The sequence below is a fragment of the Kineococcus mangrovi genome, from assembly GCF_041320705.1.
Classification (GTDB): Bacteria; Actinomycetota; Actinomycetes; order Actinomycetales; family Kineococcaceae; genus Kineococcus; species Kineococcus mangrovi.
This window is the reverse complement of sequence record NZ_JBGGTQ010000003.1, coordinates 397,608-411,928: the sequence shown is the minus strand read 5'-3', so window position 1 is coordinate 411,928 and position 14,321 is coordinate 397,608. Positions and strand designations below refer to the sequence as shown.

Here is a 14,321-nt window from a genome sequence, read left to right as displayed (position 1 = left end):
CCGGGCGTGCGCGTGCGCTACCCGGCGGGTGCCACGCCGGCGAAGAGGTCGGTCTCCCGGCCCTCGGGGTCGAACGGGCCCGAGGCCACCCCGTGCCGCAGGCGGAAGTGCTCGGCGGGCCAGACCGGTTGCGGCACACCGTTGGACAGGCGCATGACGGGCACCTCGGCGTCGAGGTCGAGCTCGACCTGGGTGGCGTGGGCCCGCAGGGCGGCGAGCTTGGCGGGCAGCTGACCCGTCCCGTCGACCGTCGTGGTGACCTCCCCGTCGGGCACGACGACGCTCGGCAGCGTCCCCTCGGGGTCCCCGGCCCCCGCGGCACCGGTCCGGGCCAGGGAGCGCAGCGCCACCCGGACGGCCGACTCCGGCTGGACGATCTCGTAGACCTTGGCCACCTGCCACGGGACCGCCTCGTCCTGCTGGTCACCGGCGGCGAGCACCAGGGCGCGCGCGGTGGCCTCGTGGACCCGGACGTGGTCGGGGTGCCCGTACCCGCCGCCGGGTTCGTAAGTGACGACGACCTGCGGGCGCACCTCGCGCACGACGGCGGCGATCTGCGCGGCGACCTCCTCGGGGTCGGCCGCCGTGAGCGCGCGCGGGTCGACGTCCCCGCCGTCCGTGGTCGTGGAGGCGGCCTGCCCCGGCGCGAGCCACACCATCCCCGAGTCCCGGTAGCCCGACCCGTCGGGACGCGTCAGGAAGCGGTGGTCGGTGACGCCGAGCGCCTCCATGGCCGTCGCGAGCTCCAGCGTGCGGTGCTCGCCGAGGGCGTCGGGGTCGAGGTCGGCGAGGTCGGCGGGGATGACCTCCCCCAGCTCCCCGCGGGTGGCGGTGAGCAGCGTGACGGTCGCCCCCGCCTCGGCGTACCGGGCCATCGTGGCGCCGGTGCCGATGGTCTCGTCGTCGGGGTGGGCGTGGACGAACAGGATCCTGCGCGGTTGGTCCAGGTTGTCCATCGCCGCGAGCGCCTCGGGGTCGAGCTCGCCCAGCGCGTCCTCGACGACGTCGGCCGCGATCTCCAGGGGGTCCCGCCCCGCCACCGCCGCGCCGGTCTCGTCGGGCCGTTCGGGAGGGTTGGTCGTCATGGCCCCATCCTGGCCCGCGCGCCCCCCGCCCGCGATCACACCCGCGCCCTCCCCCTCCCCGGGCGGGCCGTGCCCGCGCACCCGCCGAGGGTGACGCAGAGGTGACCGCCCCGGCGCCCGCCGCACCCGACCCGGGGACACCCCCGGGCCGGGCGCAGCGCTGCGGCGGCGGGGAGCTTCAGCCCTTCTTCGCCTTCGACGCCGCGCGGGCGCGCTGCGTCTGGTCCAGCTCGACCTTGCGGATCCGCACGGCCTCCGGCGTCACCTCGACGCACTCGTCCTCGCGGCAGAACTCCAGGGCCTGCTCCAGGGACAGCTTGCGCGCCGGCACGAGCCGCTCGAGCTCGTCACCGGTGGAGGAGCGCATGTTGGTGAGCTTCTTCTCCTTGGTGATGTTGACGTCCATGTCGTCGGCGCGGGAGTTCTCCCCGACGATCATGCCCTCGTACACCTCGGTGGTCGGCTCGATGAACAGCGAACCGCGCTCCTGGATGTTGGCGATGGCGAAGCCGGTCGCCGCGCCGGAGCGGTCGGCCACGAGGGAGCCGGAGGCGCGGGTGCGGATCTCACCGGCCCAGTGGTCGTACTGCGCGAAGAGGGCGTGGGCGATGCCGGTGCCGCGGGTCTCGGTGAGGAACTCCGTCCGGAAGCCGATGAGCCCGCGGGAGGGGACGTAGAACTCCATGCGCACCCAGCCGGTGCCGTGGTTGGTCATCGTCTCCATGCGGCCCTTGCGCGCGGCCAGGAGCTGGGTGATCGCCCCCAGGTACTCCTCGGGGGAGTCGATCGTGAGGTTCTCGAACGGTTCGAGCAGCTTGCCGTTCTCGTCCTTGCGGGTGACGACCTGCGGCTTGCCGACGGTCAGCTCGTAGCCCTCGCGGCGCATCTGCTCGACGAGGATGGCCAGCGCGAGCTCACCGCGCCCCTGGACCTCCCACGCGTCCGGGCGGGCGGTGGGCACGACGCGGATGGACACGTTGCCGACGAGCTCGGACTCCAGGCGGTCCTTGACCAGGCGCGCGGTGACCTTGGCGCCCTTGACCCGGCCGGCCATCGGGGAGGTGTTGGTCCCGATGACCATGGAGATGGCGGGCTCGTCGACGGTGATGAGCGGCAGCGGCCGCGGGTCCTCGGGGTCGGCGAGGGTCTCGCCGATGGTGATGTCCTCGATGCCGGCGACCGCGACGATGTCGCCCGGGCCGGCCTTCTCGCCGGGCACGCGGGTGACGGCCTCGGTGACGAGCAGCTCGGTGATGCGGACGCGCTGGACGCTGCCGTCGTGCTTGCACCACGCGACGGTCTGGCCCTTGACGAGCTCGCCGGAGAAGACGCGCAGCAGCGCGAGGCGGCCGAGGAAGGGGGACGCGTCGAGGTTGGTGACGTGCGCCTGCAGGGGCGTCTCGGGGTCGTACGTGGGCGCCGGGATGGTGTCCAGGATGGTCTGGAACAGCGGGACGAGGTCCTCGGAGTCCGGCAGACCGCCGTCCTCGGGCTGGTTGAGCGAGGCGCGCCCGTTCTTGGCGGAGGCGTAGACGACGGGGACCTCGAGCAGCGCGTCGGCGTCGATGCCCTCGGCGTCGGCGGCGAGGTCGAGCAGCAGGTCGTAGCTCTCCTCCACGACGGCGGCGATGCGCGCGTCGGGACGGTCGACCTTGTTGACGACGATGACGACGGGCATGTGCGCGGCGAGGGCCTTGCGCAGCACGAAGCGCGTCTGCGGGAGGGGGCCCTCGGAGGCGTCGACGAGCAGGACGACGCCGTCGACCATGGACAGGCCGCGCTCGACCTCACCGCCGAAGTCGGCGTGCCCGGGGGTGTCGATGATGTTGATGGTCATGCCGCCCTCGGGAGCACCGGGGCCGGAGTACCGGACCGAGGTGTTCTTGGCGAGGATGGTGATGCCCTTCTCGCGCTCGAGGTCACCGGAGTCCATGACCCGGTCGGCGACGTCGGCGTTGGCGCGGAAGGCGCCGGACTGCCAGAGCATCGCGTCGACGAGGGTGGTCTTGCCGTGGTCGACGTGGGCGACGATCGCGACGTTGCGCAGGTCCTCGCGGGTGCTCAGGGGCATCAGGTTCTCGATCCGCTTCTCGTGGTCGGGTCGTCGGCGTGCGCGACGTGCTCCACCCCGCTGCGCGGGGACGTGCGCGGCCGGGTCGGGAGGGTTGACGACCCAGTCTATCCGCGCCCCGCGACCCGCTGGACGGGCGAGCGGTCCTTGACCGTCGAACGACCCTCTGACCTGCGGGAACGCTCTCCGGGCGCAGCACGTTGGTCCTTCTCGGCTAGCCGCGGGCAGGATGTTCGTGCGACCCTCCCCCTCATGTCCGCACCTCCTGAGCACCGGAACGACACGTCAGCGACAGTCCCCGAGCAACCCTCGGACGGCCCCACCCGCTTTCCCGTCGACAAGGTCGTCTTCGGTGTCAGCGCCGCCGCGGTCATCGTCTTCCTCGCGCTGGCCCTGGCCTTCCCGAACGGCTTCTCGGACGTCTCCGGCAACGTGCTGGGCTGGCTGACCGGCAACTTCGGGTGGGCCTTCGTGCTGTCGGCGACGGCCTTCGTGGGCTTCTCCTTCTGGCTCATGCTGTCCCGGCACGGCAAGATCCGCCTGGGCCGCGACGACGAGACGCCGGAGTTCTCCACCGTCTCGTGGTTCGCGATGATGTTCTCCGCCGGCATGGGGATCGGCCTGCTCTTCTACGGGGTCAGCGAGCCCATCACCCACTTCCTCACGCCTCCCGAGGTGGGCATCGCCCCCGGCACGGACGACGCCGAGCGCGCGGCCATGACGTACTCGATGTTCCACTGGGCGCTGCACCCGTGGGCCATCTACGCCGTGGTCGGTCTGGCGCTGGCCTACGCGTGGTACCGCAAGGGCCGCACCGGCGGCTTCTCGGCCCCCTTCGCCCCCCTGCTCAAGGGCCGTCAGGGCCCGGCGAAGATCATCGACGTCCTCGCGATCTTCGCGACCCTCTTCGGCACGGCGACCTCGCTCGGCCTGGGGGCCGCGCAGATCAACGGTGGGCTGGACCAGGTCTTCGGCGTGGCCATCGGCCGCGAGGCCCAGGTGGCGATCGTCGCGGTCCTCACGGTCTGCTTCGTGCTCTCGGCCTTCTCGGGCATCGAGAAGGGCATCAAGTGGCTCTCGAACACGAACCTGCTGCTCACCGTGGCCCTGATGTTCTTCCTGTTCGTCGTGGGCCCGACGGTCTTCATCCTCGACCTGGCCCCCGCCACGGCCGGCAACTACCTGTCCGCGCTGCCGCGCATCTCCTTCCGCACCGGCGCGTACGGCGGCCAGGAGTGGCTGTCGGGCTGGACGATCTTCTACTGGGCCTGGTGGATGTCCTGGGCGCCCTTCGTCGGCACCTTCCTGGCCCGCATCTCGCGCGGTCGCACCGTGCGTGAGTTCGTCCTCGGCGTGGTGGCCGCCCCCAGCGTCGTCGCCCTGGTGTGGTTCTCGGTCCTGGGCGGCACCGCGCTGACCACCGAGCGCAACGGGACCGACCTGAGCCAGCTGGCCCAGGAGAGCCAGTTCTTCACGCTGCTGGACACGCTGCCGCTGTCCTCGATCAGCTCGGTGCTCGTGATGGTGGCCATCGTCATCTACTTCGTCACCAGCGCCGACTCCGCCTCGATCGTCATGGCCTCGCTCAGCTCCCGCGGGGCCGACGAGCCCAACAAGGGCGTCACGGTCGCCTGGGCGATCCTGACCGGCGCGACGGCGGGCATCCTGCTGTGGGTCGGCGGAGCCACCGGCGGCGGCATCGCGGCGTTGAAGAACGTCGCGATCATCGTCGCGTTCCCGTTCATGTTCGTGATGATCGCCCTGTGCGTGGCGCTGGTGAAGGACCTGCGCGCCGACCCGGCCTCCGCGCGCACCCGCCGCACCCCGGCACCGGCGGACCGGGCGCACCAGAACTGACCCGACCCGCCCCGCTCGGCCCCCCGCTCACCTCGAGCGGGGGGCCGACGTCGTGGTGCGGGCCGACCGCTCCAGCTCCGCCACGAGCGGCACGTCCCCCGGCAGCCAGTCGACGGCGCCCCAGGAGCCGCGTACCAGCCAGCGCAGCTCGTCGTGGTCCTGCAACGGGGCGGGCTCCCCCTCGACGACCACCCCCCACCACACCCGCATCCGCAGCGTCGGCGTGAGCGGCCACGCCCCGCCGGGGTGCGCGACCTCCGCCCCCAGCCGCACGGCGACCCCCAGCTCCTCGCGCAGCTCCCGGTGCAGCGCCTCGTGCGGCGTCTCGCCGGCCTCGACCTTGCCCCCCGGCAGCTCCCACCGGCCCGCCAGCGCCGGTGGTGCGCTGCGCCGCCCGGCCAGCAGCCGGCGGGGGGCGGTGAGGTCGTCGACGAGCGCGGCCCCCACGACGAGCGTCACGGGCGCTCCCTCACGGTGCGGGCAGCGGGGCGGCCCCGCGCTCGGACAGGTGGGACGTCAGGAGCTGCGCCTCGGCCTGCTGGCTGCGCGCGATGGCGTCGGCCAGGTCGCGCACCTGCTCGGTGGTGGCGTGCTCGGCGCCGTACCGGGCCATGTCGAGACCGCCGGCGTGGTGGCGCAGCATGAGCTGCAGGAAGTCGACCTCGAACTGCTCGCCGCTCTCGGAGTTCAGCCGCGCCATCTCGGCGGCGGTCGCCATGCCCGGCATGGTGCGTCCCTGCGCCAGCGCGCTCTCGTGCCGCTCGTGCAGGTCGGTGCCGGCCATCCACGCCATGACGGGCCGCCCGGCCGAGGACAGCGGCTGGTCCCAGGACAGCAGGAGCTGCTCCATGCGCCCCGTCTGGTTGCCCTGGGTGGAGGCGATGTCCACGGCGAGCTGGCGGACCTCGTCGGAGGGGGCTCGCTGCAGGGCCGTGTACGCCATCGAGACGGCCTGCGCGTGGTGGGTGGTCATGTCGCGGGCGAAGCCCACGTCGACGGAGTTGGCCCCCGGGGTCGTGGGCAGGGCCCGGCCGGCCAGGAGACCGACGACGGCGGCCGCCAGGAGACCCGCCGCCAGGAGCAGGACCCGTCGGGGAGCACGGGCCCGGGGGGTGCGGGCGGGCATCAGCCGGTCGGGGTCCCGACCCCGTTGGAGCACAGGGCCCCCGGTTCGGGGGTCTGCGCACCCTGCACGTACCTGGCCAGGAACGCCTCGACGCGCGGGTCGTCGGCCGAGTCCACCGCCAGCTGGTGGTTCCAGGCCGACAGCACGACCGGCGAGGGCAGCCCCTCGTACGGGGACAGCACCGTGTACGTCTCCCCGGCGACGGTGGCCTCCAGCTCCTCGACCTGCTCGGCGGGCAGGTCGGGCCGGTAGGTGATCCAGACCGCCCCGTGCTCCATGCTGTGCACGGCGTTCTCGTTCGGCACCGGCGCGTCGTAGACCCCGCAGTTCAGCCAGACGGGGGCGTGCTCGCCACCGACGGGCGGGTTCTCCGCGTAGTCGACGGGGGTGGAGACGTGCTGCCCGCCCTGGTAGTCGAAGGTGGCGACCGCCTCGAGCGAGGGGGGCGCGGGCCGGGTGACGAAGACGGCCGTCACGACGCCGGCCACGGCGAGGACGACCACCGTGGGGACCGCGACGAGGACGGCCCGCCGACGGCGGGCCCGGGCCTTCTCGGCCCGCTGCATGGCCGCGACGCGGGCCGCGCGGTCGGCGCGGCCCGTCCCGCGGCCCTCGGGGTGCCCGGGCGCCGTGGAGGCCGTGGGGGGCGTCTCGCTCAACGTGCTGGTCCTTCCCGTCGTGGCGCCTGCTGGCGTCGTCGTGTCCAACGGCGCGGACGACGGGTTGGTTCACCCCGCGGCCGCTGACCGAGGGTGAGGAGGGTCACACGTCGTGGCGACGGGCCGCCTCCCGGGCGCGGCGGGCGCGGTCCCCGTGGTCCCCGCGGGCGACCGCCGCCACCCGGTGGCGCGGGCTCGTGCGCCAGTAGACGACGGCGATGCCGACGACGACGGCGACCAGGACCACGGCGATGTAGTGCATCCACCCACGGTAGACCCCGCAGGCGCTGCGGCCCAGACCCGCGGACGGGTCCCGGGGTGGTCACCGGGAGCCGTCCGCGGAGGTCGTCCGGGTCGCTCAGGCCCCCAGCTGGAGGCTGCCCCCGGGGATCGCGTCCAGCAGAGCCCTGGTGTACTCCTGCTCCGGGGAGGCGAACACCTGGTCGACGTCGGCGTGCTCGACGAGCCGCCCCTTCTGCATGACGACGACGTCGTCGGCGATCTCGCGCACGACGGCCAGGTCGTGCGTGATGAACAGGTAGGTCAACCCCATCTCGGCCTGCAGGTCGTTGAGCAGCGTCAGGATCTGCCCCTGCACCAGCACGTCCAGGGCGGAGACCGCCTCGTCGCAGACGACGACCTCCGGCTGCAGCGCGAGCGCGCGGGCGATGGCCACGCGCTGGCGCTGACCGCCGGACAGCTCGTTGGGGTACCGGCGCAGGGAGCTCTGCGGGAGGGCGACCTTGTCGAGGAGGTCGCGCACCCGCGCCTCGCGGCTCTTGGCGTCCCCGACGTCGTGCACGCGCAGCGGTTCCTCGATCGAGCGGAAGATGCTCCAGCTCGGGTCCAGCGACCCGTAGGGGTTCTGGAAGATGGGCTGCACGCGGCGGCGGAAGGCGAACTGCTCCCTCCCGTCGAGGGTGGTGATGTCGACCCCGTCGAAGAGGACCTCGCCGGACGTGGCGGGCAGCAGGTTCAGGACCATCTGCGCCACGGTCGACTTGCCGGACCCGGACTCCCCCACGACGGCGAGCGTCGTGCCGCGCCGGACGGAGAAGCTGACGTCGTCCACGGCGAGCAGCTTCTCGCCGCGCACGCCGGACCCGCGCAGGACGAACTCCTTCGTCAGGTGCCGGACCTCGATGACGTCCTCGGGCTGCCCGGCGGCGCCCTCGGGCGCGGCTGCGTCGGCGGGGGCGCCGGCCTGCTGCGCGTGGGCCTGCGCCTGCTCGGTGACCTGGGCGCGGTGGCTGGACTGCATGCGCCGGGAGGCCAGCGAGGGGGCCGCGGCCACCAGCCGCCGGGTGTAGGGGTGCTGGGGGTCCTGGAGGATCTCCAGCGCCGGCCCGGACTCGACGACCTGGCCCTTGTACATGACGACGAGGTGCTCGGCCCGCTCCGCGGCCAGGCCGAGGTCGTGGGTGATGAGGAGCACCGCGGTGCCCAGGTCGGCGGTGAGGGAGTCGAGGTGGTCCAGGATCCCGCGCTGCACGGTGACGTCGAGCGCGGAGGTCGGCTCGTCGGCGATGAGCAGGCGCGGCCGGGAGGCCAGGCCGATGCCGATGAGCGCGCGCTGGCGCATGCCGCCGGAGAACTCGTGCGGGAACTGCCGGTAGCGGCGGGCCGCGTCGCCGAGGCCGGCCTCGCCGAGGACCTCGATCGCGCGCTTCTTCGCCGCGGCGCCCTTGGCGATCCCGTTGGCCTCGATGGCCTCCTTGACCTGGAACCCGATGTTCCAGACCGGGTTCAGGTTCGACATCGGGTCCTGCGGGACGAGCCCGATGTGCTGGCCGCGCAGCGCGACGTACTCGCTGCGCGAGGCGTGGGCGATGTCCTTGCCGTCGAACACGATCTGCCCGCCGACGACCTTGCCGGATCCCGGCAGCAGCCCGATGACGGCCATCGCCGACGTCGACTTGCCCGACCCGGACTCCCCGACGATGGCGACGGTCTGCCCGGGGTAGACGGTGAAGTTCGCCCCGCGCACCGCGTGGACGGCCCGGCCGCCGGAGGTGAAGTCGACCTGCAGGTCGCGCACCTCCAGGACCGGCTTGCTGCGGTCGACCGGCGAGGACGGGCTGTTCTGCGGGCTCATCGGGTGCGGCCCTTCGGGTCGAGGGCGTCGCGCAGGGCGTCACCGAGCATGAGGAAGGACAGGACCGTGATCGACAGGCCGATCGAGGGCCAGAGCAGCACCATCGGGTTGGTGCGCAGGGTGGCGCGCGCGTTGGAGATGTCCCCGCCCCACGACACGATGCTCGGCGGCAGCCCCAGGCTCAGGAAGGACAGGGTCGCCTCGGCGGCGATGAACGTCCCCAGCGAGATGGTCGCGACGACGATGACGGGCCCTAGGGCGTTCGGCACGACGTGCCGGACCAGGGTGGCCATCCGCGACAGACCCAGGGCCTTGGCGGCGGTCACGTACTCGTTGCTGCGGACCTGCAGCACGGCCCCGCGCATGATGCGGGCGATCTGCGGCCAGCCGAACAGGGCCAGGGTGAGGGCCACGGTCCAGACGTTGCGGCCCCTGATGGTCTGCAGCAGGACGATGGCACCCAGGATGAGCGGCAGGGCGAAGAAGATGTCGGCCACGCGGGACAGGAGCGCGTCGAGCCAGCCCCCGTAGAAGCCGGCCAGCGCGCCGACGATCCCGCCGACGAGGACGACCATGATCGTCGTGATGATGCCGACGCTCACCGACGCGCGGGCGCCGTAGATGAGCCGGGCGTACACGTCGGTGCCGCCGCGGGTGACCCCGAGGGGGTGCTCGGCCGAGGGGCCCTGCAGCGCGATGGACAGGTCCACGAACCGCGGGTTCGTCGAGGTGAACAACGACGGGAACAGCGAGACGACGACCAGCAGGAGGATGATGAGGCTGGCGACGATGAAGATCGGCCGCCGGCGCAGCTGCTTCCAGGCGTCGGTGAACAACCCCCCGGCGGGTGCGGACTCGTCGACGGCGTCGACGTCCGCCAGCGGGGTCTCCTCCAGCGGTGCGACGAAGCGCTCCTGACCGGGACGCACGGCGGCACCGGGGGCGCGGCCGGAGGTGGTGGGCTCAGACATAGCGGATCCTCGGGTCCAGGACGGCGTACAGGAGGTCGACGACGAGGTTGGCGACGAGGTAGACGAGCACCAGGATCGTCACCACCGACACCACGGTCGGCCCCTCCTGCCGGATGACGGACTGGTACAGCAGGTTCCCCACCCCGGGCACGTTGAAGATGCCCTCGGTGACGACGGCCCCGCCCATGAGGGCCCCGAGGTCGGTGCCCAGGAACGTGACGACGGGGATGAGGGAGTTGCGCAGCACGTGCACGGTCATGACCCGCGGCCGCGACAGCCCCTTGGCCGTCGCCGTCCGGACGTGGTCGGCCGACAGGCCCTCGGCGACGGAGTTCCTCGTCAGCCGCAGGACGTAGGCGAACGACAGGGCCCCCAGCACCGCCCCCGGCAGGAGCAGGTCCACGAGGGCCGGGTCACCGCCGACGGTGGAGCGGACGATGCCCCACTTCACGCCGATGAAGTACTGCCCGAGGAAACCCAGGACGAAGACCGGGATGCCGATGACGATGAGCGAGAGGAACAGCACCGTCGAGTCGAAGATCCCGCCGCGGCGCAGCCCGGCGATGAACCCGAAGACGATGCCGAAGACGGCTTCGATGACCAGGGCCACGACCGCGAGCTTGATGGTGACCGGGAACGCGCGGGTGATCTGGTCGATGACGGGCTGGCCCGAGAAGGACTGCCCGAAGTCGAGGGTGAAGATGCCCTTGAGGAAGAGCAGGTACTGCACGATGAACGGCTTGTCGAGGTTGTACTGCGCCGTGAGCGTCGCGCGCGCCGTCTCGCTGACCGGCTTGTCCCCGAACAGCGCCAGGATCGGGTCCCCGGGGAGCAGGAACACCAGGGCGTAGATGAGGAGCGTGGCTCCGAAGAAGACGGGAACCATCTGCAGCAGACGGCGCCCGATGTACCAACCCATCACGAGCCTCCTCGGGGGAACGGCCTTCCCTGGCCGCCCCGGTCAACAGGGACGAACACGGCGGAACACGGTGAGCAGGGTCGCGCACCGGGATCCCGACGCGCGAACGGGGGTGGGTCGCGCCTGGCACGACCCACCCCCGGACCCGACGTCAGGACTTGGTGATCTGGTAGTACAGCGGAACGCTGTTCCAGCCGAACTCGACGTCGTTGGCCTGCTCGCCGAAGCCACCGCTGGCGTTGGCGTACCACAGCGGGAGGACGGGGAGGTCGGAGAAGAGGATCGTCTGCGCCTGCTGCAGGATCGCGTTGGACTGGTCCTCGTCGGTGGTGCCCGCCGCCTGCTGCAGGAGGGCATCGAACTGCGGGTTCGAGTAGTCCCCGTCGTTCGACCCGGCGCCCGTGGCGTACAGCGGGGCCAGGAAGTTGTACAGCGCCGGGTAGTCGGCCTGCCAGCCGGTGCGGAACGCGCCCTCGATCGTCCGGTTCGTGATCTCGGTGCGGATCTGGGAGAAGGTCGGGTACGGCCGGCCCTCGGCCTGGATGCCCAGCACCTGGCGGATGCTCGCGGTCACGGCGTCGACCCACGCCTGGTGGTCACCGTCGGTGTTGTAGGCGATGGTGAACGTGCTGCCGTTCCACGGCGCGATGGCGTTGGCCTGGTCCCACAGCTGCTTGGCCTGGGCCTCGTCGTAGCTCAGGACCTCGTTGCCCGGGATGGTCTCGGAGTAGCCCGCGATGACCGGGGAGGTGAAGTCCTTGGCCGGGGTGCGGGTGTCGTTGAAGATCGCCTTGCAGACGGCGGCGCGGTCGAACGCGTAGCTGAGGGCCTGCCGGCGCAGCTTGCCCTCCTCGCCACCGAAGCCCGCCAGCCCCTCGGGGATGCAGAAGGACTGGAAGATGGCGGCGGGCTGGTTGACGGCCCGGTCACCGAGGTCGTCGCGGTACGTCAGCAGCGCCGAGCTGGGGATGTTGTCCAGCACGTCGAGGTCGCCGCCCTGCAGGGCCGAGTACGCCGCGTCGTAGGTCTCGTAGAAGATGAACGCCAGGGAGTCGTTCTGCGCCTCGCGCGGACCGCCGTACGTCTCGTTGGGGACGAAGTCGATCCGGACGTTGTGCTGCCAGGCGCCCTGCTCCCTGAGCTTGTAGGGGCCGTTGCCGATCGGGTTCTCGCCGTAGGCCGCGATGTCGGAGTAGGCGGACTCGGGCAGCGGGTAGAAGGCCGAGTACCCCAGGCGCAGGCGGAAGTCGGACTCCGGCTGCACGAGCTTGACCGTGAAGGTGGTGTCGTCGACGACGGCCAGCCCGGACATGGTCTGGGCGGTCGGCGGCTCGGCCTGGACGGCCTCGTAGCCCTCGATCGGCTCGAAGAAGTAGCTGGAGAGCTGGGCGTTGGTGCCCAGGGCCCCGTAGTTCCACGCGTCGACGAAGGACTTCGCGGTGACCGGCGTGCCGTCGGAGAACGTCTGGTCCGACTTGATCTTGATGGTGTAGTTCTGCGCGTCGGTCGACTCGATGGACTCCGCGACGTCCATCTCGGGGCTGCCGTCGGCCTTGTAGTAGACGAGACCGGCCCACAGGGAGTCGAGCAACCGGCCGCCGCCGACCTCGTTGGTGTTCGTCGGGACCAGCGGGTTCTGCGGTTCGGTGCCGTTGACGACGACGTCGCCACCGGAGTCGCCGGAGCCGCCCTCGCCCGAGCCGCTGCCACCGTCGTCACCGCCGCCGCAGGCCGCGAGCGTCGTCAGGGCGGCGATGCCCAGGACGCCCTTGAGGCCGTTGCGCCGGCTGAACGGGGACTGCAGGCCCCCGGTGACGATGCCGATGCGCTCGACGGCCGCGCGCTCGTCCTTCTCGAAGCTGCTCAAGGTGGAACTCCTCCTCGCAAGCGGAACTGGGGTGGGCAGGTTGCCCATCTGCGGCGACTCCTGACGAGCAGGATGTCCACCTCTACAGGTCGGGCAGCACGTTAACACCCGGTCAACGCATTTCCGGACGCCCGTGAACGGCGGCGGACGTCGAGGACGCCCACCATCGTCCAGTGTCCCCCGCGCCGCGACGCGGAAGACACTCCCAGTGACTCAGAGTCTTCACAGCATGACACGTCGTCGCAGGTCACCGTCGTGATCCCGCCCGTCGAGCCCCCAGGTAACGATGTGGTGTCGGTCTGGCCACCCGTGGACGGCGGCCGGCCCTCGACCCGCCGGCACCGCCCCGGGAACGTGAGAGCGGTGAGATCCCCGTCGACCTCACCGCACCGCGAGCATGACCCACTCCACCCGTTCACCCCAACGATTCCCGGGGTTTGCGGGCACATCGAGACACAATCGTTTCCGGCGCGCGTCCGTCGTGTTTCCGTGACGTTTCAGATCGGACACGGACGGGCAGTCCCGGACCGTTTCAGACGTTGAACCGGAACTCCACGACGTCCCCGTCGGCCATGACGTAGTCCTTGCCCTCGATGCGCACCCGGCCCGCGGCCTTGGCCTCGGCCATCGAGCCCGCGGTGAGGAGGTCCTCGAAGGAGACGACCTCGGCCTTGATGAACCCCCGCTGGAAGTCGGTGTGGATGACCCCGGCGGCCTGCGGGGCGGTCCAGCCCCGGTGGATCGTCCAGGCGCGCGACTCCTTGGGCCCGGCCGTGAGGTACGTCTGCAGGCCCAGCGTGTCGAAGCCGACGCGCGCGAGCTGGTCCAGCCCCGACTCGGTCTGCCCGACCGACTCCAGCAGCTCGGCGGCCTCCTCGGCCGACAGCTCGGCCAGCTCCGACTCCAGCTTGGCGTCGAGGAAGACGGCCTCGGCGGGGGCCACGAGCGCGCGCAGCTCCTGCTTGCGGGTCTCGTCACCCAGGACGGTCTCGTCGACGTTGAAGACGTAGAGGAACGGCTTGGTCGTCAGCAGCCCGAGCTCCTTGAGCAGGGCCACGTCGACGTCGTCGGCGGCGGTGGCGGCCGACAGCGGCCGGCCCGAGTCCAGGACGGCCTGCGCGGCGACGGCGGCCCGCAGCACGGCCGGGTCGGCCTTCTTGCCCTTGACCTCCTTCTCCAGGCGCGGCACCGCGCGCTCGAGGGTCTGCAGGTCGGCCAGCACCAGCTCGGTGTGCACCGTCTCGATGTCGTCGGAGGGGTCGACGGCCCCCGCGACGTGCACGACGTCGGGGTCGGCGAAGGCGCGCGTCACCTGGCAGATCGCGTCGGCCTCGCGGATGTTGGCCAGGAACTTGTTGCCCAGCCCCTCCCCCTCGCTGGCGCCCTTGACGATGCCGGCGATGTCGACGAAGGACACGGTGGCCGGGACGGTCTTCTCGCTGCCGAAGAGCTGCGCGAGCCGGTCCAGCCGGGGGTCGGGCAGCGCCACGACCCCGACGTTCGGCTCGATCGTGGCGAAGGGGTAGTTCGCCGCGAGCGCGTCGTTCTCGGTCAGTGCGTTGAAGAGCGTGGACTTGCCGACGTTGGGCAGTCCGACGATGCCGATGGTGAGAGCCACGGGAACGGCATCCTACCCGCCCGGGGCCCCCGTCCCCGTGCCCGAGGCCTCGC

General features: G+C 71.9%; 12 protein-coding genes. 1 reads left to right on the top strand and 11 read right to left on the bottom strand.

Going from position 1 to position 14,321, the window contains the following annotated elements; genetic code table 11:
- Positions 1–17: 17 nt before the first annotated feature.
- Together mshB and typA are read right to left on the bottom strand one after the other, a co-directional pair.
- Positions 18–1,085 (bottom strand): N-acetyl-1-D-myo-inositol-2-amino-2-deoxy-alpha-D-glucopyranoside deacetylase, encoded by a 1,068-nt coding sequence (gene mshB / locus AB2L28_RS07860; protein WP_370718192.1) that lies wholly within the window; start codon positions 1,083–1,085, stop codon positions 18–20.
- 178 nt (positions 1,086–1,263) lie between these two features.
- On the bottom strand, positions 1,264–3,156 hold the full coding sequence (gene typA / locus AB2L28_RS07855) for a translational GTPase TypA (protein WP_370718191.1): 1,893 nt from the start codon (positions 3,154–3,156) through the stop codon (positions 1,264–1,266).
- A gap of 252 nt (positions 3,157–3,408) precedes the next feature.
- On the opposite strand from typA, the gene AB2L28_RS07850 reads away from it, so the two are divergent.
- On the top strand, positions 3,409–5,013 hold the full coding sequence (locus tag AB2L28_RS07850; protein WP_370718190.1) for a BCCT family transporter: 1,605 nt from the start codon (positions 3,409–3,411) through the stop codon (positions 5,011–5,013).
- Positions 5,014–5,040: 27 nt separating this feature from the next.
- On the opposite strand, the gene AB2L28_RS07845 is transcribed toward AB2L28_RS07850, so the two are convergent.
- The 9 genes from AB2L28_RS07845 to ychF all read right to left on the bottom strand — a co-directional run bounded on the left by AB2L28_RS07845 (position 5,041) and on the right by ychF (position 14,268).
- Positions 5,041–5,472: a (deoxy)nucleoside triphosphate pyrophosphohydrolase gene (locus AB2L28_RS07845; protein ID WP_370718189.1), complete on the bottom strand. Its 432-nt coding sequence runs from the start codon at positions 5,470–5,472 to the stop codon at positions 5,041–5,043.
- Between the two features lie 10 nt (positions 5,473–5,482).
- Positions 5,483–6,139, bottom strand: coding sequence for a DUF305 domain-containing protein (locus tag AB2L28_RS07840; protein WP_370718188.1), 657 nt, complete (start codon positions 6,137–6,139; stop codon positions 5,483–5,485).
- Entirely contained in the window at positions 6,139–6,798 is a 660-nt protein-coding gene (locus tag AB2L28_RS07835) for a thioredoxin-like domain-containing protein (RefSeq protein WP_370718187.1), read from the bottom strand. Before AB2L28_RS07835 ends, AB2L28_RS07840 begins: the two co-directional genes overlap by 1 nt.
- Positions 6,799–6,901: 103 nt before the next feature.
- Positions 6,902–7,060, bottom strand: a complete 159-nt coding sequence (locus AB2L28_RS07830; protein ID WP_370718186.1) for a hypothetical protein — start codon at positions 7,058–7,060, stop codon at positions 6,902–6,904.
- Between the two features lie 96 nt (positions 7,061–7,156).
- Complete coding sequence (locus tag AB2L28_RS07825; RefSeq protein WP_370718185.1) at positions 7,157–8,893, bottom strand: dipeptide ABC transporter ATP-binding protein; 1,737 nt, start codon at positions 8,891–8,893, stop codon at positions 7,157–7,159.
- The gene (locus AB2L28_RS07820; RefSeq protein ID WP_370718184.1) at positions 8,890–9,864 is read right to left on the bottom strand and encodes an ABC transporter permease; all 975 of its coding nucleotides are present in this window, start codon (positions 9,862–9,864) and stop codon (positions 8,890–8,892) included. The genes AB2L28_RS07825 and AB2L28_RS07820 overlap by 4 nt, the downstream gene beginning before the upstream one ends.
- Positions 9,857–10,783 (bottom strand): ABC transporter permease, encoded by a 927-nt coding sequence (locus tag AB2L28_RS07815; RefSeq protein ID WP_370718183.1) that lies wholly within the window; start codon positions 10,781–10,783, stop codon positions 9,857–9,859. The genes AB2L28_RS07820 and AB2L28_RS07815 overlap by 8 nt, the downstream gene beginning before the upstream one ends.
- A 151-nt stretch (positions 10,784–10,934) precedes the next feature.
- A complete protein-coding gene (locus tag AB2L28_RS07810) occupies positions 10,935–12,587 on the bottom strand; it encodes a peptide ABC transporter substrate-binding protein (protein ID WP_370718385.1) in 1,653 nt (550 codons plus the stop codon).
- 595 nt (positions 12,588–13,182) lie between these two features.
- On the bottom strand, positions 13,183–14,268 hold the full coding sequence (gene ychF / locus AB2L28_RS07805; RefSeq protein ID WP_370718182.1) for a redox-regulated ATPase YchF: 1,086 nt from the start codon (positions 14,266–14,268) through the stop codon (positions 13,183–13,185).
- Positions 14,269–14,321: the final 53 nt, after the last annotated feature.